We start from the raw sequence: 21,556 nt of genomic DNA on the forward strand, positions 1-21,556 counted from the left end.
CACCTATGCTACACTTTTTTTGTAATTTGGCCAATACCAATTACAGACTCACCATTGTATTTACGCGTGCAAAGCGTCCTGCAAGAAACGCTTATAATAATCAACAGGATTTAAATTTGATGGTTTTCGCGTGACATTATAATCTTTATCATCAAATGCAATAATCTTCTTTTGATATGGTGACTGCCAATGATCAAAATGACAATACGCCGGTGACAAAATCTTGGTCGGTTCAAAATCAATAAAATAACGATTGATATGACTTTCATCATTTGCCCAAGCAACATAACCTCGTGCCAAATCAATATGTATACGCTCACTTGCTGTTTGAGTCAACTGTATAAAGGCATCTTTTGTTCCCCCATAAAACGCACCGGCATAATAATGCACTCCCTCATTTGCATGCACATATGCGGTGGAAATAGGATTTGCTTCATATGGTTTTATCATATCAAACAAATGCACTGATAATATAGTCGCAACGCGATCAGACAAAATTTCATCCCCTACTGCTTGCCCAAATGCCATATCAGCATCAATTGCATACACATAATCTAAATGAGCAAATTTATCTTTATTTTTATAGTATATTTCAAAACGCATCATACTATCATATGGCCATCCCATCTGCTCTTGATACACAGTTGTACATTTTTTGTGTTCATAAGGACTATCGGTAAAAACAAAATAAGTTACATCATGATTGGATAAAAAATAAGCATCTGCCGAATGTAATAATCTATCAACATACTGAATATAATTACCGGTAGCCATGACACAAAGGCCCACTTTTTTTTTATCATTAACGAGTATCTTTTGCTCATGTAAAACAAAAGTATGAAAACCCCAAAGACTCATTAATAAACTGGACACTAACAGTATATTTTTTTTCATTTAATCACCTTTTTATTCTATAGGAATGCCAGGGCAAACGCATTTAAAATTAAAGTTTAAAGGCATTTTTTAAGTATGATCCATCACTCTTTACAACAAAAAATATTTTTCTATTTTGTCATCCCTGAAGGGGATCCAGGCCAATGAAACTCTTAATAATCAAAGGAATATTATCAGAATAAGTCTAAAATAATTCGTAAAAAATTATAAAATTATTCTGGCAGAATCTCTCTTAGGATTATACCGGTTACCGCTGGATCCCCTTCAGGGATGACAAAATAGAAAAACATTTCATTAATAACGCCGCACTATTTTACAAATGCGCGATCTCACATTACCATAAATAAAAAGGCTTTTACACAGGAAATTATCGATGAACATAAAAAAAACCGTATTCATATCGTTATTATTTATTTTCGCCCAATCACATGCAGTTAAAATAGTCACCACCGGTGCACCAAAATCCGGCATTCAAATACTTGCCAATTGCATAAAAGAGATCACCAACATAAAAAAAAGCGCCAATATAAAAGGTGACATGTTGCTCGATGCAAAACAGATGCAACAATATGATTTGATTATAGGAACACCGGTATATAATGAGCGTAATCTGAATATAATTGCAAAACATAATGCAAAAGTCATATACATCATACGCGATCCACGCGATCAAATTGCCTCTACCGCACAAACCATCTATACTTATCGCTCTCACATTCCAGCAGCAAAAAATAAAAGTCAAAATCAAATAATAGATGAACTTATCACAAATGGTTCAGCATTTTATGCCTATCAATATCCATACCCTGAGGTTAAACAGGTAAAAGGAATCGTGGATCTTTATAGTTTCTGGCTCCCCTGGATTGAACATCCAAACACAATTGTGGTAACCTTTGAACATCTCTCGGGCGCATATGGCTCACATGCTCAACAAAAAGAGATCCAACATATCGCCACATTTTTGAATATTCCATGCACGGCACAAAAAGCAACTAAAATTGGCAACAGCCTGCAAAGTGGCGGCCTGTTTGGACTGTTCAAAAAACAACCGAAAGTTGGCAATTGGAAAAACATGTTTAATGCGCAACACAGAAACAAATGCAAAAATATTGCAGGTCAATTATTAATTGATCTCGGTTATGAAACAGACGTAAACTGGTAACAGAACATTATGCTGCAATTAAAAACGCATAATCTATTCAATCAATTAAAAGAAATAATTCCTGACAATATCACGATCGTTGAAGGCGGTGCCTTTCGCGGCCATGAAACCATTGCAATGGCAAAAGCATGGCCGAACAGCACTATCTATACATTCGAGCCGGTTCCGGAATTATACAAAATATTACAAGATAACACCGCACGATTTAGCAACATTCATTGCTTTAATCTCGCATTAAGCAATCAAAATGGTACGGCACAATTTTGGCCATCTGAACACCCAAAAAAAGTTGGCGTCCATTCACAAGCCGGCTCACTTCTGGCACCAAAAGAACGTTTAAAATGGTCAAACATAAAATTCAAAGACCCTTTTGAAGTGGGCACTATCACCTTGAACAAATGGGCAAAACAACAGAACATTAACAACATAGATTTTCTTTGGCTTGACCTACAGGGCTATGAACTTCCGGTCATGCAAGCTGCCCCTGAAATTCTACAACAGGTAAAGTATCTCTATACTGAAGTGCATTTCGTTGAAGCTTATGCAGACCAAAAACAACACACTGAAGTAATTGATTGGATTGAACAACAAGATTTTACCATGATCGGCAAAGACTACCTCAACACCTCCAGCTGGTTTTTTGGTAATGTATTATTTGAGCGAAATCAATCATAAGCTCTTTAATTCGACATTGATTCCAATACGTCTTTCCTAACAAACAAAGCATTGGCAAATCGACCACCTAGAGATTGCCATACTTAATGAAAGCCATGCCTTTTCAAAAATGCTTTTAAATAAATATATTTACATGAAGTTTCTCGAATTTTGCAAAAAGAAATTTCTGTATAAATTGCTTTGACCGTATGCAAAATATCTAAAGATTTTTGCAAAACACAAAGCTCATTACCTTCCATATCAAGCCACATAAAATCAATATGAGAAATATTATTTTTGGTAGCCCAATCGTTTATAGTGACACACGGAACTTGAATAGGCGTTTTATCAAATGCATGCTCATTCCAATGCAGGACAACCAATAGAAGAAAAGGTATTTTTCCTGAATAATTTGTAAGTGCATATGGATAACGAATGACATCAGATAAGTTTTCAGTTTCTTTTTCCATTACTTCAAATGAACTGGGAAGTGGTTCAAAAACATGTACCTCTGCATCAGGAAATATATGTTTTATTCTAATGGTATCTTCACCAAAATACCCTCCCGATTCCAAAACAATAGGAGAATACGGCAACATTTTTTCACATATAAAAACATATTGTCAGGATTCTTAAAAGATGGGTTACATGACACTTAAACAAATAATAAAGCAAATAGCGGTAATGTTTTAGAATGACCAACATTTAGCTGCATTTTTTCCTTTTTTTAAAATTTTCAATCTTTTAGCCTAAAATAAAACGATGAATTATATACACAAAATATAACTAAAACAATAAATTAAACATAATATTCTTAATCAACAAACTTTTTAAAATATTCAATCGTTTTCTGTAAACCATTAATCAAATGAACCTGAGGAGACCAATTAAGTTCTTTTCTTGCCAATAAAATATCGGGCTTTCTGCGACATGGATCATCTTTTGGCAATCTTAAATATACAATTTGCGAGTCACTCTGTATTGAATGTAAAATCATTTCAGCAAGCTGAACTAAATTATATTCATCAGGATTTCCTAAATTAATCGGACCGGTAAAATCTGAAGCTGTATCGAACATCATAGATATGAACCCATCAATTAAATCATCAACATAACAAAATGATCGTGTTTGTAATCCACTACCATAAATAGTTAATGGCTCACCTTTTAATGCCTGCATAATAAAATTACTCACGACACGCCCATCTCTAGGGTCCATGTTTGGGCCATAGGTATTAAAAATGCGCACAACCTTAATAGGAACATTATATTGTCTATGATAATCAAAAAATAATGATTCAGCACAACGTTTGCCTTCGTCATAACATGAACGAATGCCGATCGGGTTAACCAAACCACGATATGTTTCAACCTGTGGATGTACTTCCGGATCACCATAAACTTCACTCGTTGAAGCCTGCATAATTAGAGCATTATATTTTTTTGCTAATTCAAGCATATTTATTGCACCTAACACGCATGTCTTAGTCGTAAAAATAGGATCTTTTTGATAATGTGGCGGCGATGCCGGACAAGCTAAATTAAAAATGTAATCGACTTGAATATCCAATGGATATGTAATGTCATGATGCTTAAATGAAAAACGCTTATCTTCAAATAAGGACTCAATATTATCTAAACGTCCTGTATAAAGATTATCTACTGCAATCACGTTATAATCTAAATCAAGCAATCTTTTACACAGATGACTTCCTAGAAAGCCGGCACCTCCTGTCACCAACACGTTCTTTTGTTGCTCTTGCGTATAAATACAAGGAAAGCTAATCACACTGATCACAAAAAACAACCATTGTTTATAGTTGTTCATTATCATTATAAATCCTATATATTTTTAGGAAATAAATAATAACTTTATAAGCTATTTTTATTTTGTGTTATCAATAAGAAAAATTTGATGCACCGCATTGCCGATTCTAAAATTCATAACTGGTGTTCCATCAATAAAAAACGGTGCTTTTCTTAAATCGATTTTATGACCACCACCCACTTGAATATCAGGGTTATCACTAGACAAATTATGTGGATACACTTCATTGATAATTAAACAATATTTATATTTCTTTAATTGTGGAAGAAAGCGCTTGATATCTTCATTTGGCAAATGTTGAAGCACATGCTTACAAACTAAAAGATCTGCTGACGGCAAATCCATAGTCACTAAATTGCCAAACTCAAAATGAATATTTGAAGAACCAAATCGCTTTATATTTTTATTAATTACGCTCTCAACAACATCACAGCCAAAGTAATCGATACCATTCCAATCGATATACCTTGTTGATTCCCAATCACCACAGCCTGCATCCACTACAGATCTGATATTATGTTCACGCATAAATTTTTCTACAAAATGATTATATTCTAAACAGTTGGCAAGCAAAGAGCCTCCGCCCGAAAAACCTTCTCCCTGTGCATTTTTGCCCCAGACTGCATTGTGATAAATGTTTGAAAAAACATTTTCATGTCGATCTGCATTCAAAAGCACGGCTGAACAAATACTGGCAACAAAAATAAGATGAAATTTTACTGTATTCATTTTTTTCTCCAATATATATTAAGGAACCACTGCAACCATTACATTTTGAGGATATTCACCATCATCACCACCAGGAATATAATACACATCGTAATTAGGATTAATCTCTTTAATTTTAGCAATCAAATCTGCTTGTATTAAACCATCGAAAGCTTCAGTGCCAGCACAATGCATATCATCAATTAAAATAGTATGTGTTTTAATCGGATGCCATGAAATTTGTTCTAGCTCTTCAATTAATGGACAATTTTTACCACCATCGGCGCGCACTGGCCATACATGCGCATCAAGCCAAAATGTTGCAGGCTTATCCAAATCTTTAATTATATCCCAAAGGTCTGTCGCTGAACTCCCTTTATATATGGCTACATTTGAATGTGAAGCAAAACGATTTCTTACTTTACGATATGTGCTTTCCTTAAATTCTATAGACCTAAACTCTTTAAATGCACCAGTTGCTATTGCTTTTTGCAGTCCGTGCCCAGCTGAAGTACCAGTTTCAACAAAATAATAATTTGCATAGGAAGCAAACCCTTGTGGACCTATATTTGCTTTACCTGTAGCAAAAACAAGTAACAAAATATATAACATTTTTTGTATATTCATTCTTTCTTCCTTTCAACCAAATCAAAATTTAAACAACAATAAATTAAGTTAACTAATTTAAATTCCAACTACTATTTTTTTCATATCCCAAATCTATAAGCAAGTCGCCAGCAACATCTTTAAACTCCTCAACGTGATGTGGCTTAAAGTATCTCCTCCAAGAGCCTATTCTTTTCCTTCCATTTGGATCAATTTCCCCATGAGTCTGCTCTGATAACTCCAAAGCTCTTTCGTGGGATAAGTCAATTCCAATATGCCTTGCAATGTTTTTAAGCTCTCTTACTTGCACATCACTTGAGCCTCCACTATAAGCACCCGCTAATTTTTCATAGGAAGTTACATATACAAAATCATCTCCAAATTTTGTCCATTCAAAATATCTATGATACAAATCATCAATTCCTTTAAAATCTTTCAACTCTGGATTGATCCAATGGTTGATGCCCCAATAGAGCTCTGAAGTGTTAAAAATCCACTGCGATAGAGCTTCATCAAAAGATTTTGAAACCAAGCGGGGAAACCACTTTTTCCTTTTCACCATATTAATCATAGACACTGCCTGATCGCGAGGGTCCCTAAAAATAAATACTACTTTAAAACCGGCCTTTTTTAACCTTTCGATATTTTCTGCTGTGGGCAATGCATGTCCTATTATGGCCTTTTTAGTTTTCACATCTTTATCTGTAATCACAAGATGATCATTTTCTGCATGCTTAAACTTAATTTCAGGAGAAATCAAATTTATACAGATTTGCAAAAGCTGTGTTCCACATTTGGGTATAGATGCAATTAAAATGTTACTTGGTACAGCAGATACTTGTAAACTTAACAATAACACTCCCAAGTATAATGTTTTATTTTTGATGACCCTACAATAATATTTATTCATCATACTTTTCCTTCTTGCATAGACCAACATCAATCTTATACATTATTTTCAGGTTTACGTGCAAAAGCCCATGCAATGATTGGACAATGCATATGATTAATTCCAGGATTACTTAACATACGATAATCAGGAAAACCCTGTGTTTCAAAAGCCTTTTTTAAATATTCAAAATTCCCCCATTGACCAATACTTAACAATTCAAATCCCGCCTCTTGAAGCATCGCTCCAATACCGACTGGAGTAAACCCTGTATAAAAATGATAGGGAGTTTCATGCGGAATACTCGTGGTGGGAACGTTAAAATATAAAATCCCACCTGGCTTCATATATTTAAATATATTTTTTAAGCAACGAATAGGATCATAGACGTGCTCGAACGTTTGATTCACCATAACAAAATCAAAATCATGCTCATCCAATTCAAACACATGCAAATCATATTTTTCTGGATTATGAGAGTAATTTATTACTGAAACATGTTGATGAGATATATAAGCCCATTCAGGATCTTTTCCATTGATAGCCAAACCTTTTACCGAAAAACATTGGTTTTCTTGCACAAAACGTTCAAATTCTAAAAGAGCTATTACACGTGGAAAATCTTTGTGCTCCCAACGCCATGCCTTATTATTTTTTGCTATCGGCAATGGGTCATAACGATATGTGTATTCATGAGTGTAATTCGGCTTTACAAATCTTTCATAAATTATATTGATATCAGCTCGATCCAAATAATTTGCGTATGAAAGTAAAGGAGCCAAAACTGATAATATGATTTTTTTCATTAGAACAATTTCCTATCTTTACGTTTTTTTTGATAACACAGCAACATATAGGCCATTCCACCAAGTCTCTGGATCTCCAACTTTTTTGGCTGGCAACACGATTTCATATAAAATAGTATACTCTAACTTCTGAAAAGCTGCCCTCGTTCCTTTTGGTACATTCGGAAAATTCCAATCATCTACAATTGCAATAAATGTATCGGCAAAAACATCATTAAAATAAGTAAAAGCTCTCTCTTGGTCTCTTACCGTATGCTCACCATCATAAAAATATATATTTACCGGATTCTCAAATAATCCATCTTTATCAAGGACAAAACAATCTTGCTCATAAAATCTATAGTTTACATCATTAATAAGACTACAATTTCTTTTAAACTCTTGTTTAGGGCCACCAAATAATGACCAGTTATCACATGCAACAGCTTCAACAACACTTGAGCCATTTCCATAAAGTGAAGCTATAAAAGTAGAACCTTTCCATGTGCCAATTTCAAAATAAGTACTATTTTCAAGAGTACAGATATTATTCAATAAATGTTTGACTTTTCTACTGGTCATACCCTCGATACTAAGCGCTTCAGGAGTCAATTTAGACTGATCATTTTTTGCAAATTCTATACATTTCTTTACATGTTCCACTAAAGAGCGCTCACCGAACATTAAGTGAGTACCAGTTAAAACAATCAAACAAAACATTTTAGAAGCCAAGAGAAAACGATGCATATATATTTCCTTTTTCCATTATATAAAAACATTAACGATTCAAATATCAAATTTCTTTTCGTACAACTGTCTTTTATCCATCATCACGCTCAACTTACAAATAAATGCAATTTTTTACTATGAATGTGAAGATTATTTATCCTACATTCCGTTTTACCAAATCTAGCAAAAGGTACCCGCCGCCCCTTCTGATCAATATTCCAAGTGAAGGATAAAAATGAAGGATCAAATAAACAGCTTTCGTTGATAAAACCCGATTTTGATAGTCCATTCCTTGGATCAATACCACCTAAATACTGTCCTAAAGCTGCTGCATCAAAAATTGAATTAAACTCTGAAAAGAAATGTGCATAATCTTCTGGACTTTGCGCTGTATGACCTTTAGTTGATTTTAATTCACAAACATCAAGATATTCACGCATAATTATTGGTAAGTGCGCAATTTCTTTTTTGCCAAAAGTCTGTCTATATTTTGCGATAATCTGCATATCATTCATCGTATTTTTCGCTTGATGCGCAACAAAATCAACCAATTTTTCAATGGCCAGTTCATGAGCAAAATAAATAAAACCGGCAATACATCTACCATCATTATCGAATGTAGCAGCAATATTAGAATATGTATGAAAAACCGGTAAAAGCTCATTTAAATCAACATAAAGCATATTATCATATTCTAAATGAAAAACGTCTTCAAGCTGATATTGATTCATGAGTTCATGCACTAAAAAAAAACGTTCGGTTGTTTTTCGCCAAAAGCCTTGACGAAAACCATTATCTAAACGATTTTGCTGCTCAAAAAGTTCATGCATAAAACTTTTTTCTAGACTTTCACATGCAACAAAAATAATTTTATCATCATAAAACCTCACATCTGATATTTTTCTGATTGCCTCATTTTCCGCTATCACAAAGATGCGTGCTTCAGTATTAAATAAGCGAGCTTGATGAGTTGCATCAGCTAAATAATGAGGAAGCGTATTACCCAGATGCGCAAAAACAATTGAATATGCATCTATAACATTGCATCCAAATAGCATGAAAAATATACATGCAAACGTGCTATTTTTAACCTTTATATGTGTGACATGAAACATAATGCAAATTTCCTCTTTTTGCTTGATCAAAACACCTGAATGGCACGTTATTCCAATTTAGCTTTCTAATTTTAGGTTGACCCGAACGATTAAGCAAAAAATTAAAATAAAGCTCATATTCTGACATACATGAATGACCAAGCGCTTTTTTATCAACATTTTGGCAAATTGCTCTCCATGGCTCCATGTTATGATTTTTTTCAATAGTTGCAAACAAATCATCCAAGACACAACGCTGAAATAGCATATGATGCGTTATGCCAGAAAATTGAGGATAGGCCCTTTTTAATCCTGGAATAAGCTGGCGCATAAATACTAGATATGGTGGATGCACTTCGTCACTCACATTAAACAGTGGTGCACCGCAACCATTTTGAAAAACAACAGGTTTAAAAAAAATAGTATCTGCATCAACGATCAAAATATTGTTTGAAATATCAGGTATCACATAAGAAGCATATAACTTTAGAAATTGCTGATAAATCCAACCTGCTCGTGATTTTGGACGATCAATATAATCACGGGCTTTTTCCTCATCAAAAAAAATTTCATAAATAATATCATACATATCAAATGGATACTCTTTTTCATCAAACCACTCAACAGTTGCATCTTCAAGTAACTGCTCACTCGAAACAATAATAATTCTTCTATAATCTAAATGCTGCTTTATGCCATTGACAACCAATTCTAATGTTCGACTGTCTTTTTTATGACATGGAATTACAATATCTATAGGATCTAATGTAAATGAATACGTAACACGCTCTTGTGCATGTTGTATTTGAAAGATAATAAAAATAGCAACAATGAGCCACCCAGTCTTCATACAATTCTCTTTTTTTTAGATTGACTTCTCATCTGTCTTTGCATATCACTTAACAACTGTTGCCAATAATCATATGTCATTTTTTCAGTACTTAACGCATGCATATTTTTTTGTATATGCTCATATGACTCATTTAAAAAATCTTCATCCACTACCCGCCAATCATCTACAATCAATACGGGCATATTTTTAAACAATTCATCCATTGGAGAAGATAATACGACAGGAACAACACCAACAATAAGTGCTTCCCATGTTCGATGGCAATCAAACCCATTCCCAGGAGGACTTAAAATAAACTTTGCCTGCAACATTTTCTTTAAATATTCTAAATGATCAGAAGCAAACAATCGTGAACTAAATAATTTATTATCAAAATAATCAAAAACATCTTTTCTTGCCTTCAGATTTGTATGTGGATTAAAATTTATTCCTAACAAAACTGTTTTTTGATTATTTCGTGATTTTAACTGAAACAATGTTGTAAAGTCACTCACATTTCCAGCATTATGCACATAGCGATTCGCCAAACCAATTGGTATTGCAGAAAATTTTGAATGATCCTGAATCGTTGGATTTTGTCCAAACCAATGCAATACTTTTTCGTCACCTAAAAAATCGATAAATCCAGCAGGAACTGCTGCATCAGAATTGTGTGAAATTAATATGTAGGGATTATTTATTTTCACATGTATAGTTGAAAAAAACACATCAAGCAGATCAGATTTAACAAAAACGATATCGGCATATTCAACAGTTGACGCTTCTAGTAATTTATCAGTTTCATCAAAAACATGATCCGACATCGCACGAAACCCATCACCTGAAATATACGGCTTACTAGGCATTCTTTTACCAGAAACTTTCGGTGGCTTTGCTTGATATGAAAATGATATTAATACAATAGATAATATTATTATGCGCTTCAACATGCTATTTTCTACTCTTTATTTTTTTGTTAGAATCTTGAAAAATTAGACCATATTAAATAGCAGTTGTCAACTTACCTCAATAATACAACAATACCCTTAGGTCATAAACCACATAAATTTCAAAAGCAAACAATCTACAATAGGTCCAAAAAATGTCTATACTTAAGCCACCAAGTTGTATGCCAATAATGGATAGCAAAACTTTCAGGACGCGTCCAAGACTTTATTTTATCAATATTTTTTTCGTGCCTAAGCCAGTTGGGCCAAGGATAAAAAGTTGTTGAAGGAAAACCAACAGCAACACCAGTATAGCCTTTACCTAACGCTTTAAAAAAAGATCGAGTAAGATGCCTTGGGCCGGTACGATAAATAATTTCAAGAAAAGCCTCTTTACCATCATTAGATTTTAAATCTTCTATGCAATATTTTAAAATATCACTTTTAGGGGCAGAACCTATTAAACCATTTAAAAATGAAAAGTTTGCGCTATAACTTATACCGGTATAAAAATCACAATAATGATGAAAAATATCAAAAGGCTTAAGACACTCAAAATCAGTATCAACATACAGCCCACCAAACTCATACAAAACTTCATAACGCAATATATCAGATTTTTCTCCATAGTTTCTTGTAACATCATATGCTTCTTGATTCGTCAAAATTATGTCACGAATGTCAAAAACAATAAATTGCTCTTTTTTTTGTTGCAAACATTCATGAAGATCTTCAAAAGTATTTACAACTTTACCTAAAGCAAAATTTAACTCGTTGTCAGTCCACAATATAAATAGCCAATAAGGATTGCGGTCTATCCAACTTTTTCGAAGCTGTGCACACGTCTGAGGGAGCTCACTTCCTAACCAAATATGATGCAAGATAAATGGTATACGAGCATGGTCTGTTTTTTGACCATTAAGAACCTGCTTATCATAAAGCGCTTTTGCATCTGCCCACAACCCCTCTTGCTGGAGAAACATTTCTTTAAAATTTTTATTTGGGGCTGTTCCTTGAATAAAATCTACAAATAAATCTTCTGCTTGAAGGAAAAATGAACTAAATACAAAAAAGCATACTCGATTCACATTTTTATTATAAAAAAAATTACTCATATGAAGCATAAATATCACCCCAAAGTTTTTTTATAACGCTCCAGTCCATCGCGTCAATATCTTCTAAAGCTTTATAAAAATCTTCTGCAGGAACCCATTGATCAAACCAAAATCTATCGCTTGTGGCTATAGCAATATTAAAAGATTTATATCCAAGTTCGATAAGACGATCAATACAACGCCTTGATTTATCCATTGTTTCATGATGACATTCAAAAGACACATAAGGTATTGGTGTTTGAAGCCCTAATAACACTTCATGTTCAAAATCCTCAACATCAATTTTACAAAACTGAGGAATGCCATATTTTTTTACTATGTTTTCCAATGTAGTAACTTCAACCTCCACACCTTCTTCCCAATTTAGATGAGAAAAACGTCCTTCATCAACCCAATCTTTTGAAAATGTTGCCAATACTGAACTATCATGGTGATGTGGATGATACATTTTTAAGACGCCTTCTTTATCAGCCAATCCAACAGGTTCAATAGCGACATCTTCATTGTTTCCATATTTTTCATACAAAATATTAACACATACCGGTTGCGGCTCCACACAAACAACACGAGCTCCACATGCCAAATACTCTCGTGTCTTAAATCCTTTATTTGCACCAACATCAAATACTAAATCTCCAGAACTAAACATGCTTAAAAGCATATTTTTGGTTTGCTCAGCATCGGTCAATTTATAATACTTTTGATCAATACTAGTTCCATTGGCAAATAAAGCAGTTATCAATAAACTAATAGCTATTTTGTTTATGTTACTCATTTTTTTCTCCTCTTAATAATTAATATCTTAATTTTTCCAAGACACATGCCAATAGTGTATACCATAACTTTCAGGCTGAATCCAAGCTTTAATTTCTTCGTTAGTTTTATGCCAACGATCCCAATTCGGCCAAGGATAAAATGTTGTCACAGGAAAACCAACAGCAATACCACTGTAACCCTCACTATAAAATGCCTTTCGAAATGATCGCGTTAATAGCCCAGGTCCGGTCCGGCCAATAATAGAACTCTGAACACCTTGAGGCTTTTTAACTAAATCTTGAATGCAAATCTTTAGTATTAAATTTTTTGATGAACAACCCATTAAACCATTAAGAAGGGCTTGTGTTTTACTATATCCAAGGCCAGCATAAAAATCACATGTATGATGGAAAATATTAAATGATTTTAAACACTCAAAATCAGTGTCGACATATAAACCACCAAATTCAAAAAGGACTTCATAACGAATAATATCTGAACGTTCACCATAGTTATCTGTAATATCATACGCTTCTTGATTTATTAAATTGAGAGAACGCACATCAAATACAATGAATTGCTCTTGATTTTCATACAAAACTCGATGCAAAGATTCGTAAGAACAAACTAGACAACCATATTTAAAATTATCAGGATTATCAGTCCACAAAATAAATTTCCATGTAGGATTATGCTCAAACCACGTTTTTCTCAATGAACTACAAAATTTGGGCAATGGGCTACCTAACCAAATATGATGCAACAATTTAGGTATTTTTTCTTTTTTAGAATATATCCAATTTTTTCTATAACTTTCATAAACTTTTTTTGCCAACTGCCAATCTCTATTTCTAGAAAAAAAATCCTGATTCATTGCCTGATTAGGACACATGCCAGCTTGAAAATCAACAAAATTGTCCTGAGCGCTAGACCGAACGTACATAAATAAAACAATAATTAAGTAAGGCCTATAAGAAAATTTTACTATCATAACCTTCATTTACCTCCTTAATTGATTACCAAGCAAACCTCACATTGCATAATAATTCTTGTATACTATGTATCTTAAATGATTCTCTCGTAATTTTGCAATATCACTCCTGTTATTTTTATAAAATATACTTTTTCCGCCCCACTATTTAAAACTTTATCGGCTTTAATTATAAAATTAGCAAGAGAAAACCAAAAATTATTTAGAAAAAAACATACAGAATTGAATAAAATTTATGTAGACTATAAAAAATTAAACTTAAAACTTTACAATAAAAATATAATACATAAGGAAACAAATGAAGCAATTCATATTAATAATCATTGTATTGTTATCCCAATACACATTTTCAAGCGGCATAACATTTGGACTGAACGGTGGAAGACTAGGAGATAACATTCTCAACTATTGCAAGCATAAATGGATATCTTTAAAATACAATATAGATCTTTATGTTCCTGATTTTAAATACAAAAATAAACTTCCATTGCATCATTATGAAAAATCAAAGCAAGACCTTCAAAATGCAAATTTTTCTCAAACCAAAAAGCTTCATCATGACAGCCAGATAAATACAAATATAAAAAACTGTATTTATGTTGGCAATTACTACCTCACTATTGATGATATTACAAATCGTGATGCATGGCCAAATTACATTTTCAAACTAAGCATCGAACACCCTGAGTTTGGAGCACAATTAAAAAAAATGCTCACTCCTGAAATAAATCATATGCCATTACCACAAGACATTATCACAGTTGCATTACACATTCGCAAAGGAGGAGGAGTTGACTTACCACTTTCTTCGCAACAATACATAGAAGATAAACCCAAAACATCTAATACCTCAAAAGGTGCCGATAAATACCATCCATTAAAATTTCCACCTGAACAGTACTACCTTGACCAATTACTTACCTTATATACTATTCTTGATGAACAACCTCTTTATGCATATATATTCACCGATGACAAGCATCCTGAAAAAATAACTCAACGAATTCAAGCACATTGTAAAAATAAAAACATTATCTTTGACTGTCGCAAAGAAGACAATGTACACAATAAAAATGTTCTTTATGATGTATGCCTTATGAGCAAGTTTGACTATCTTATTCGTTCCGGATCACACTTCCCATGGATATCCCAAATAATTGGCAACCATAAAGGAATTATTTTCCCTCAAGGATCTCATTGGGAAGGCAATAACCTAATAATGGGCCCAATTTTATTTGTAGAGCCAAACAGAAAAAGCAATATCATTGTCGAAACAAAAATTTCATAAAACCTTAAAGAAAAAGTGAGGAAAACATTTGTACCCTTTATTAATTAACAAGATAAGTTTCATTAATAATAATAAAAAAAAGGATTTTAACATGAAAAAAACATTAATAATATTATTACTACTGAGCCTCAACCCTATGACCTATACATATAAACTCATAACCACAGGTGCACCAAAGTCTGGAACTCGCATGCTATTAAAATGCGTTGGTGACATAATTGGAAATAGCAAATATAATGCTGTAAATGGACACATTCTTCTCACACATAGACAACTCAATCAACTTAACGATCAATGTCAGATTTTGGCTGGACACCCAATATTTAATGATCAAAATGTTGCCCATGTGAATCAACACAAAGCAAAAGTTTTTTATATAATTCGAGATCCACGCGACCAAATTGTCTCAATGGCTTTTTGGATATATAGAAACATTCATACACGTCCTGAATATAAAAATAAATCATTTGATGAAGTACTCATGGAACTCATCACCCAAAGCTCTAAAATTTATGGCAAGTCCTATAAGCATGATATCGTTTACAATTTAAAAGGCATAACTGAATTTTACAACTTATGGCTTGGCTGGAAATTAGACCTTAACACATACACTACCCACTTTGAAAAACTTGTTGGTCCTAAAGGAGGGGGAACTGAACATGAACAATTAAAAGAAATAGAGAACATGTTCAAACATTTGGAAATAGAATATACAGATCAAGATATACAATATATTGCCGATAATCTATTTGGATCAACTCAAACTTTCCGAGGGGGACAAATTGGTGACTGGAAAAAACATTTTAAAAAAGAACATATTAATGCCTTCAAAAAATTTGGAGGACAGCTTCTTATAGATCTCGGGTATGAAATCAATTTAAATTGGCAATAACTAATTAAGAGCCTCAACATTTCGAGGCTCTTAATTAGTTATTTAACATCACATTTTATAATAAATACAATAAAAAACGGTTAAAAATAACAATAAGCTTACTTTTGCCAAGAAACTTTCCAATGGTGAATAGCATAACTTTCAGGGCGAATCCACTCTTTAATTCTTTGTCCAGTCTGCCTTCTGTAATGGTGCGGCCAAGGATATAAAAAAGTAACCGGAAATGGAATCACTGGCCCTTGAACCTCAGATACGCGCTTGATAAAACAATCGGCAAAATAATATGGCCCTGAATATGCCAAACTATCGGCTCGTTGACGACGATTTGTTAAGCCATCTATTGCTTCTTTTAATATCGGACATCCTGAAACTGAAGCAATTAAACCATTATAAAGATAAAATGGCTTGTCATGATTTACTCCTGTATAAAAGTCACAACAGTGATGCAGTTCATCAAATGATCTTAAACATTCAAAATCGGTATCAACATATAATCCACCAATATTATATAGAATTTCATAGCGAGCTATGTCTGATTTCTCTCCATAGTTCTTTGCTCTTTTTTCATACGCATACTGATTCTTCAAGGAAACTTTGCGCATATCCATAACAATAAATTGCTCTTTTTCAGGCTGCTTTAAATAAAGTTTGAGCTGTTGAAAACTATCAAGAACAATGCCGCCATACTGAGTCGATGGATGATCCGTCCATAAAACAAAAGTCCAATTAGGATTGTGATCTATCCATGTTTTACGAAACATTTGAGCATATTCCGGCAATGGACTTCCCACCCAAATATGATGGACAACCAATGGAATACGAGCCTGATCACTGTATGTTAAGTCATTAAGAACATTTTTTTCATACAATTTCTGAGCTATTTGCCAACGTTTATTATTAAGTGAAAATTGCACATCATGATCAGGATGCGTATTCATACTTTTTTGAAAATCTACACAAAAGGTTGGCAATAACTTCTCATATCCCTGTGCTGAAAAAAAACAACATAACAATAACACAAATACTTTTTTCACTTTAAGCCCTTTTTATAAGATTCGCGCGCTTCGCTTTGACACATTTTTATTTTTCCAAACCAATATTGAGCAAACATACGATCATAATCATAATCAACTTGATGCATCTCGTCCCATTTTCGATTTAAATAATCCTCAGTTAATATTGACCAATCATCAATCACTAATATCGGCAGCTTTTCATATAAGCCTGTTATGACCGATTGAGGAACAATTGGAATACTACCAACAAGAATCGCCTCCCAAGTGCGATGACAATCAAGCCCAGCCCCTCGAGGACTCAAAACAAATTTTGATCGTGCTATATCTTGCATATAGCCATCAAATGGTTTTTTATTTGCAACAAAACAATAAGGTTTATCTTTAAACATCTCAATGATACCCAAACGTGAATCATGAGTGTTGGATAAAATATTAAGATATAACAGCTTATCTTTTCGTATCTCTTTGTTTATAACAGAATACAGAACTTCAATATTTCCATGTGGCCAATAACGATTTGCTAGTCCTAATGGAATACCATGCAACTTAGGATGATTTTTTATCTGAATATTTTTTGCAAACCACGCAATTATTTTTTCACCTTCAAGATAATTTTTATATTTTCCGGGTGGTGCAAATAATGTATTATGCGTAATCAAAATATACCCAACAGGAATTTCAGGATGTACATACATTAAAAAATAATGAATATAATCACCATTTACAAAAATAATATCCCCATACTTAATATCATTAGAGTCAAAAGCTTTACGCGTTTCATCAAATATATGATCCGCAAAATCTCTAAAAGTATCTCCAGATAAAAAAGGATAACTGGAACGACGCTTTGTTGCATCAGTTTCTAACCAATATGCTGGCTTAACAGAAGACGGAAGCACTATTTTTTTTGCAAAACTAAAAATATGAAAAACAATCATTAAAAATACAAAAAATGATGACAAGGTTATCATTAAAAAAATCTCCTGTTTTTTATCATACTTATATTTTTTTATTGTTTAACTCATACCATGATTTGCTTATTTTGCCAATCTGTTTTAAAATTGTGATCAATTTATTTTTTTTACAGGAAACACAATGAAAAAATTTTTTTTAACTCTCACCACTATTAGTGCATTAACAGTTGCAGAAACAGCCGAGCAAATGCAAATAAAATTTTCAGAAATCTATCAAAGTAATGGCTGGAGAGGAAAAGAGTCAGTATCCGGCACCGGTTCTGACCTAAAACAAACTGAAGCGATCCGCACGAGCTTACCATCACTCTTGAAGCTTTTAAAAATAAATACAATGCTAGATGCCGCATGTGGAGATTTTCATTGGATGCAACAAATTGATTTAAGTTTTTTAGATTTTTATTTTGGTGTTGATATCGTTCCACAAATGATTAAAAACAACCAACAGCGCTATAGCACAAGCAAACGCTCTTTTATGCATAAAAATATTGCCCATGATCTATTGCCTAAAGTAGATCTAATTTTTTGTCGTGATTGCCTCGTACATTTAGAACTAAAAGATACACTACAAGTATTAAAAAATTTTAAAAGAAGTGGTTCAAAATATATACTCCTAACAACATTTACACGCAAAAGTCCCAACACAAACCTCCCATCGTGGCAATGGAGAACTTTAAACATGCAATTAGAACCATTTAATTTCCCTGAACCAATAGCGCTAATTAATGAACAATGCACAGAAAACAATGGTGAATATACAGATAAGTCACTTGGACTATGGAGACTATCTGATATAAATATTTAACAAAAAAAGAGGCATAATTTCACTAATGCCTCTTTTTTTAATTTATCATTTCTTTATCTTTTTAATTTTTTGTAGTATGCCAAATTGTTCCAGAAACTCAAAATGACATATTGCCACTATTTTTTTCATCGGAACTCTTAAGAGAATATCCCATAAATGTTTCCATTTCCCAATTAAGGCTATTATTAACAAGTTCTAAATCACTTGAACTAATTGGAGCATATTTCTTTGGTTCAAATGATTGATTTCCACTGTCTTTATAAGTATTAATTGCAACAAAAGGCTCTTTTTTTGTTAACTCAAAACACTCTGAAACAAACCCAATAAATTGTTCAGGATTTTTTACTACGTCTTCATACCGAACGAAAAGAAAATTTTTCACCTCCATTCCGATCGTTAAAAAATTCTTCATTTCCAAGTTTCTCGCATCTAATATATTCTGAAAACTAGTTTTTTCAGGAATATGCGGATAATGAAACTTAGTAGAAATAAAATTATAAAAAGAAGTCCTATCTTGATGAGGCAAAAGTTCTTTGTGAGAAAATAGGCTCTTGAGCCAATTATATGGATCCCGCACTACCAAAACAAAAAGGCAATTATCTTTGCGTAAAAATGGAAAATCATTAACATTATCTACAACAGGCCAATGATGTTTATGTGGTACTTGTTTTTGATTAATAGGATGATTAAAAAAATAAGATGGAAAATTTGCCTTCATTAAACCTTGGATAAAATTAGTTCCTGAACATCTTTGTCCTATGAGAGCAAGTTCAGTTATTTTATCTCCTGAAGAATGAATCGATGGATGTGAAAAACCACTCATTCCAAGGCCAAAAAGTTTACTCGTTAATAATAGTAAAATAATGTATTTTTTTTCCATTACAAAGCCCCTTTTTTTTATAAGATTTTTTTTAAAAAAACATAGCTTTAGTTAAAAAACAATGACAAATCACTCGAATTATAGAAACTATCTGATATCAGTGTTTAGCAAAAAAAACATGAATAAAATTATGCCTCTTTTTTAAAATCATAGTTTCTTTAGGGAAAAATTACACCCCATTTCTTTTCTTGACAAACATACACAATACAATTTCTTTTTAATTGTTTTGCTGTATCAAACATAATTTGCCATTCAATATCAATGTGTACGTCATCAAAAATAAGTGGAACACTTACATCAAACATTTCAATATTCTCTAAAAAGCCTCTTCTTCCAATACAACGCGGAGGGCCATCAATAAGAATTGCATCATATGATGGAGGTAGTTTTGACTTTAATATGTCTAGATTATACCAGTTATTGACAATAGGCGCATGAATATAATTACTGCTATGTCTATTAACAAATTGATGATTATGTTCTACTGAATACATAATAAAATGTTTTGCTAACTGTCCCGTACCAAAACCACTACCAAACTCTAAAATGGTAGACCCTTGTGGCAATAATTCTTGCATAAAATGATACAGTTCTTGAGAAATTGCCATGCCACCAAAACCATTGATTTTTACTGCTCCAACAGGAACATCATAATTTATAACAGTGACTCTTGGCTTAAAATCAGCTTTCATGCTAAAAATAAGCATCAGTGAAAATGCTAAACTAATAAAAGATTTCTTCATTAAACATCCTTCTTTTTTTATAAAAAATTTAATTGGCATTAACATACCCAGCCTTCAAAATTCTGTCAATTCCTAACGTTGAATAAATGTTGGTTCATATTCCATATGGGCTGACCTATTTTGAATCTGATACAGCGGCCACAAATCAATCTTCTTTCCATCCAAAAAACACTGCAATAATGTCTTTGGACTAAGATCTTTTCTTTTCATATTCGAATTACCAAATTGAGTCTGGACAACATTAAGAGGTAAATTTACAATCTTTGAAGTTGCATAACAAAATCCTTGCCTCCCTCTTATTTTACTCGTAACGCCTGCCCACATTGACTCAAGTGAATTTGGATTGTAATATCCTAACCGGTTCATATCATCTTTAATGTCTTTTTTACGATAAACAGTCATATCCACTGTGTGTGGATACCCCCAGTCTGAAATTTGTGATGCTTGATTAAAGCGCCAAATAAAGCCGTCCCCTACATCTTGTAAAGGCGGAATAGATTGAGCTCGATTCCATGAGTAAAGATAATTTATATAAGGGGATAATCGTAAAAAACAACCATATGCATTATACTGCTCCATAGCTGAAATAGCATGATGTAAATCAATATCATCTTTTACAATAATGTCATCAACCCCAAACAATATATATTCTGCTGTTGATGCATTAAAAGCTTTAAGGGTCAATTGCTTAAAGTCTTTTGCATCCTTTCTTTGTTTTAAATAATGCACTTGTGGAAAACTTTGTTTTACTATTTCATATCCTGATTGAAAATCATCACCACTAGAACGATAAACCACAAAAACATCTCTGAGACCTGAAATAAAAACCGAGCTTGATTCTAATAATGCATAAAGTTGCATTGGACGATCAAAAGAAAAAATAATAAAATCTGCCTGATTTTGTGCATGTATTGCAAAAAAACCGAATATACAAAATAATAATTGCTTCATCTTTTCTTACTTCCTTTTTA

24 protein-coding genes are annotated in these 21,556 nt (G+C 32.9%); 5 read left to right on the plus strand and 19 right to left on the minus strand.

Going from position 1 to position 21,556, the window contains the following annotated elements:
* Window positions 1–60: 60 nt before the first annotated feature.
* Window positions 61–894 carry a hypothetical protein gene (locus WD055_02500; GenBank protein ID MEX0849074.1) on the minus strand — a complete coding sequence of 278 codons (834 nt, stop codon included), beginning with the start codon at window positions 892–894 and terminating at the stop codon, window positions 61–63.
* 373 nt (window positions 895–1,267) lie between these two features.
* Here WD055_02500 and WD055_02505 point away from each other — a divergent pair, with 373 nt between their 5' ends.
* Window positions 1,268–2,056, plus strand: coding sequence for a sulfotransferase domain-containing protein (locus WD055_02505; GenBank protein MEX0849075.1), 789 nt, complete (start codon window positions 1,268–1,270; stop codon window positions 2,054–2,056).
* A 9-nt stretch (window positions 2,057–2,065) separates the two neighbouring features.
* Complete coding sequence (locus tag WD055_02510) at window positions 2,066–2,731, plus strand: FkbM family methyltransferase (protein ID MEX0849076.1); 666 nt, start codon at window positions 2,066–2,068, stop codon at window positions 2,729–2,731.
* Between the two features lie 83 nt (window positions 2,732–2,814).
* Here the strand turns inward: WD055_02510 and WD055_02515 are convergent, their stop codons facing one another.
* From WD055_02515 to WD055_02575, 13 genes are all read right to left on the minus strand, one after another.
* Window positions 2,815–3,309 (minus strand): FkbM family methyltransferase, encoded by a 495-nt coding sequence (locus tag WD055_02515; GenBank protein MEX0849077.1) that lies wholly within the window; start codon window positions 3,307–3,309, stop codon window positions 2,815–2,817.
* A gap of 215 nt (window positions 3,310–3,524) precedes the next feature.
* Window positions 3,525–4,538 carry a UDP-glucuronic acid decarboxylase family protein gene (locus WD055_02520; protein ID MEX0849078.1) on the minus strand — a complete coding sequence of 338 codons (1,014 nt, stop codon included), beginning with the start codon at window positions 4,536–4,538 and terminating at the stop codon, window positions 3,525–3,527.
* A gap of 57 nt (window positions 4,539–4,595) precedes the next feature.
* Window positions 4,596–5,267 (minus strand): class I SAM-dependent methyltransferase, encoded by a 672-nt coding sequence (locus tag WD055_02525; protein ID MEX0849079.1) that lies wholly within the window; start codon window positions 5,265–5,267, stop codon window positions 4,596–4,598.
* Window positions 5,268–5,285: 18 nt separating this feature from the next.
* On the minus strand, window positions 5,286–5,873 hold the full coding sequence (locus tag WD055_02530; protein MEX0849080.1) for a hypothetical protein: 588 nt from the start codon (window positions 5,871–5,873) through the stop codon (window positions 5,286–5,288).
* Window positions 5,874–5,925: 52 nt separating this feature from the next.
* Window positions 5,926–6,765: a sulfotransferase domain-containing protein gene (locus WD055_02535; protein MEX0849081.1), complete on the minus strand. Its 840-nt coding sequence runs from the start codon at window positions 6,763–6,765 to the stop codon at window positions 5,926–5,928.
* Between the two features lie 32 nt (window positions 6,766–6,797).
* Window positions 6,798–7,547 carry a methyltransferase domain-containing protein gene (locus WD055_02540; protein MEX0849082.1) on the minus strand — a complete coding sequence of 250 codons (750 nt, stop codon included), beginning with the start codon at window positions 7,545–7,547 and terminating at the stop codon, window positions 6,798–6,800.
* A gap of 18 nt (window positions 7,548–7,565) precedes the next feature.
* Window positions 7,566–8,273: a hypothetical protein gene (locus WD055_02545; GenBank protein MEX0849083.1), complete on the minus strand. Its 708-nt coding sequence runs from the start codon at window positions 8,271–8,273 to the stop codon at window positions 7,566–7,568.
* An 89-nt stretch (window positions 8,274–8,362) separates the two neighbouring features.
* On the minus strand, window positions 8,363–9,370 hold the full coding sequence (locus WD055_02550; GenBank protein ID MEX0849084.1) for a hypothetical protein: 1,008 nt from the start codon (window positions 9,368–9,370) through the stop codon (window positions 8,363–8,365).
* On the minus strand, window positions 9,342–10,199 hold the full coding sequence (locus tag WD055_02555) for a DUF6492 family protein (protein MEX0849085.1): 858 nt from the start codon (window positions 10,197–10,199) through the stop codon (window positions 9,342–9,344). Before WD055_02555 ends, WD055_02550 begins: the two co-directional genes overlap by 29 nt.
* Window positions 10,196–11,131 (minus strand): hypothetical protein, encoded by a 936-nt coding sequence (locus tag WD055_02560; protein ID MEX0849086.1) that lies wholly within the window; start codon window positions 11,129–11,131, stop codon window positions 10,196–10,198. Before WD055_02560 ends, WD055_02555 begins: the two co-directional genes overlap by 4 nt.
* Window positions 11,132–11,265: 134 nt before the next feature.
* On the minus strand, window positions 11,266–12,243 hold the full coding sequence (locus WD055_02565) for a glycosyltransferase (protein MEX0849087.1): 978 nt from the start codon (window positions 12,241–12,243) through the stop codon (window positions 11,266–11,268).
* Window positions 12,236–13,018, minus strand: a complete 783-nt coding sequence (locus WD055_02570; GenBank protein MEX0849088.1) for an FkbM family methyltransferase — start codon at window positions 13,016–13,018, stop codon at window positions 12,236–12,238. Before WD055_02570 ends, WD055_02565 begins: the two co-directional genes overlap by 8 nt.
* 27 nt (window positions 13,019–13,045) lie before the next feature.
* Window positions 13,046–13,999, minus strand: coding sequence for a glycosyltransferase (locus WD055_02575; GenBank protein ID MEX0849089.1), 954 nt, complete (start codon window positions 13,997–13,999; stop codon window positions 13,046–13,048).
* Window positions 14,000–14,288: 289 nt separating this feature from the next.
* Here WD055_02575 and WD055_02580 point away from each other — a divergent pair, with 289 nt between their 5' ends.
* The gene (locus WD055_02580; GenBank protein ID MEX0849090.1) at window positions 14,289–15,278 is read left to right on the plus strand and encodes a hypothetical protein; all 990 of its coding nucleotides are present in this window, start codon (window positions 14,289–14,291) and stop codon (window positions 15,276–15,278) included.
* 91 nt (window positions 15,279–15,369) lie between these two features.
* The gene (locus WD055_02585; GenBank protein MEX0849091.1) at window positions 15,370–16,170 is read left to right on the plus strand and encodes a sulfotransferase domain-containing protein; all 801 of its coding nucleotides are present in this window, start codon (window positions 15,370–15,372) and stop codon (window positions 16,168–16,170) included.
* Between the two features lie 98 nt (window positions 16,171–16,268).
* Here WD055_02585 and WD055_02590 read toward each other — a convergent pair whose 3' ends face one another.
* Window positions 16,269–17,204 (minus strand): glycosyltransferase, encoded by a 936-nt coding sequence (locus WD055_02590; GenBank protein ID MEX0849092.1) that lies wholly within the window; start codon window positions 17,202–17,204, stop codon window positions 16,269–16,271.
* A complete protein-coding gene (locus WD055_02595; protein MEX0849093.1) occupies window positions 17,201–18,085 on the minus strand; it encodes a hypothetical protein in 885 nt (294 codons plus the stop codon). The genes WD055_02590 and WD055_02595 overlap by 4 nt, the downstream gene beginning before the upstream one ends.
* Window positions 18,086–18,281: 196 nt before the next feature.
* Between WD055_02595 and WD055_02600 the strand changes: the two genes are divergently transcribed.
* Window positions 18,282–18,962: a class I SAM-dependent methyltransferase gene (locus WD055_02600; protein MEX0849094.1), complete on the plus strand. Its 681-nt coding sequence runs from the start codon at window positions 18,282–18,284 to the stop codon at window positions 18,960–18,962.
* A 97-nt stretch (window positions 18,963–19,059) separates the two neighbouring features.
* On the opposite strand, the gene WD055_02605 is transcribed toward WD055_02600, so the two are convergent.
* From WD055_02605 to WD055_02615, 3 genes are all read right to left on the minus strand, one after another.
* The gene (locus WD055_02605) at window positions 19,060–19,842 is read right to left on the minus strand and encodes a hypothetical protein (protein MEX0849095.1); all 783 of its coding nucleotides are present in this window, start codon (window positions 19,840–19,842) and stop codon (window positions 19,060–19,062) included.
* Window positions 19,843–20,000: 158 nt separating this feature from the next.
* A complete protein-coding gene (locus WD055_02610) occupies window positions 20,001–20,585 on the minus strand; it encodes a hypothetical protein (protein ID MEX0849096.1) in 585 nt (194 codons plus the stop codon).
* Window positions 20,586–20,657: 72 nt separating this feature from the next.
* Entirely contained in the window at window positions 20,658–21,536 is an 879-nt protein-coding gene (locus WD055_02615) for a hypothetical protein (protein MEX0849097.1), read from the minus strand.
* Window positions 21,537–21,556 lie beyond the last annotated feature (20 nt).

The organism is Candidatus Dependentiae bacterium (assembly GCA_040878395.1).
Classification (GTDB): domain Bacteria; phylum Babelota; class Babeliae; order Babelales; family Vermiphilaceae; genus JAKBEL01.

Bases quoted from the DNA above. Each gene is read 5' to 3' on its own strand.
- WD055_02500 (MEX0849074.1), bottom strand. From the start codon at position 894: ATGAAAAAAAATATACTGTTAGTGTCCAGTTTATTAATGAGTCTTTGG.
- WD055_02505 (MEX0849075.1), top strand. From the start codon at position 1,268: ATGAACATAAAAAAAACCGTATTCATATCGTTATTATTTATTTTCGCC.
- WD055_02510 (MEX0849076.1), top strand. From the start codon at position 2,066: ATGCTGCAATTAAAAACGCATAATCTATTCAATCAATTAAAAGAAATA.
- WD055_02515 (MEX0849077.1), bottom strand. From the start codon at position 3,309: ATGTTGCCGTATTCTCCTATTGTTTTGGAATCGGGAGGGTATTTTGGT.
- WD055_02520 (MEX0849078.1), bottom strand. From the start codon at position 4,538: ATGAACAACTATAAACAATGGTTGTTTTTTGTGATCAGTGTGATTAGC.
- WD055_02525 (MEX0849079.1), bottom strand. From the start codon at position 5,267: ATGAATACAGTAAAATTTCATCTTATTTTTGTTGCCAGTATTTGTTCA.
- WD055_02530 (MEX0849080.1), bottom strand. From the start codon at position 5,873: ATGAATATACAAAAAATGTTATATATTTTGTTACTTGTTTTTGCTACA.
- WD055_02535 (MEX0849081.1), bottom strand. From the start codon at position 6,765: ATGATGAATAAATATTATTGTAGGGTCATCAAAAATAAAACATTATAC.
- WD055_02540 (MEX0849082.1), bottom strand. From the start codon at position 7,547: ATGAAAAAAATCATATTATCAGTTTTGGCTCCTTTACTTTCATACGCA.
- WD055_02545 (MEX0849083.1), bottom strand. From the start codon at position 8,273: ATGCATCGTTTTCTCTTGGCTTCTAAAATGTTTTGTTTGATTGTTTTA.
- WD055_02550 (MEX0849084.1), bottom strand. From the start codon at position 9,370: ATGTTTCATGTCACACATATAAAGGTTAAAAATAGCACGTTTGCATGT.
- WD055_02555 (MEX0849085.1), bottom strand. From the start codon at position 10,199: ATGAAGACTGGGTGGCTCATTGTTGCTATTTTTATTATCTTTCAAATA.
- WD055_02560 (MEX0849086.1), bottom strand. From the start codon at position 11,131: ATGTTGAAGCGCATAATAATATTATCTATTGTATTAATATCATTTTCA.
- WD055_02565 (MEX0849087.1), bottom strand. From the start codon at position 12,243: ATGAGTAATTTTTTTTATAATAAAAATGTGAATCGAGTATGCTTTTTT.
- WD055_02570 (MEX0849088.1), bottom strand. From the start codon at position 13,018: ATGAGTAACATAAACAAAATAGCTATTAGTTTATTGATAACTGCTTTA.
- WD055_02575 (MEX0849089.1), bottom strand. From the start codon at position 13,999: ATGAAGGTTATGATAGTAAAATTTTCTTATAGGCCTTACTTAATTATT.
- WD055_02580 (MEX0849090.1), top strand. From the start codon at position 14,289: ATGAAGCAATTCATATTAATAATCATTGTATTGTTATCCCAATACACA.
- WD055_02585 (MEX0849091.1), top strand. From the start codon at position 15,370: ATGAAAAAAACATTAATAATATTATTACTACTGAGCCTCAACCCTATG.
- WD055_02600 (MEX0849094.1), top strand. From the start codon at position 18,282: ATGAAAAAATTTTTTTTAACTCTCACCACTATTAGTGCATTAACAGTT.
- WD055_02605 (MEX0849095.1), bottom strand. From the start codon at position 19,842: ATGGAAAAAAAATACATTATTTTACTATTATTAACGAGTAAACTTTTT.
- WD055_02610 (MEX0849096.1), bottom strand. From the start codon at position 20,585: ATGAAGAAATCTTTTATTAGTTTAGCATTTTCACTGATGCTTATTTTT.
- WD055_02615 (MEX0849097.1), bottom strand. From the start codon at position 21,536: ATGAAGCAATTATTATTTTGTATATTCGGTTTTTTTGCAATACATGCA.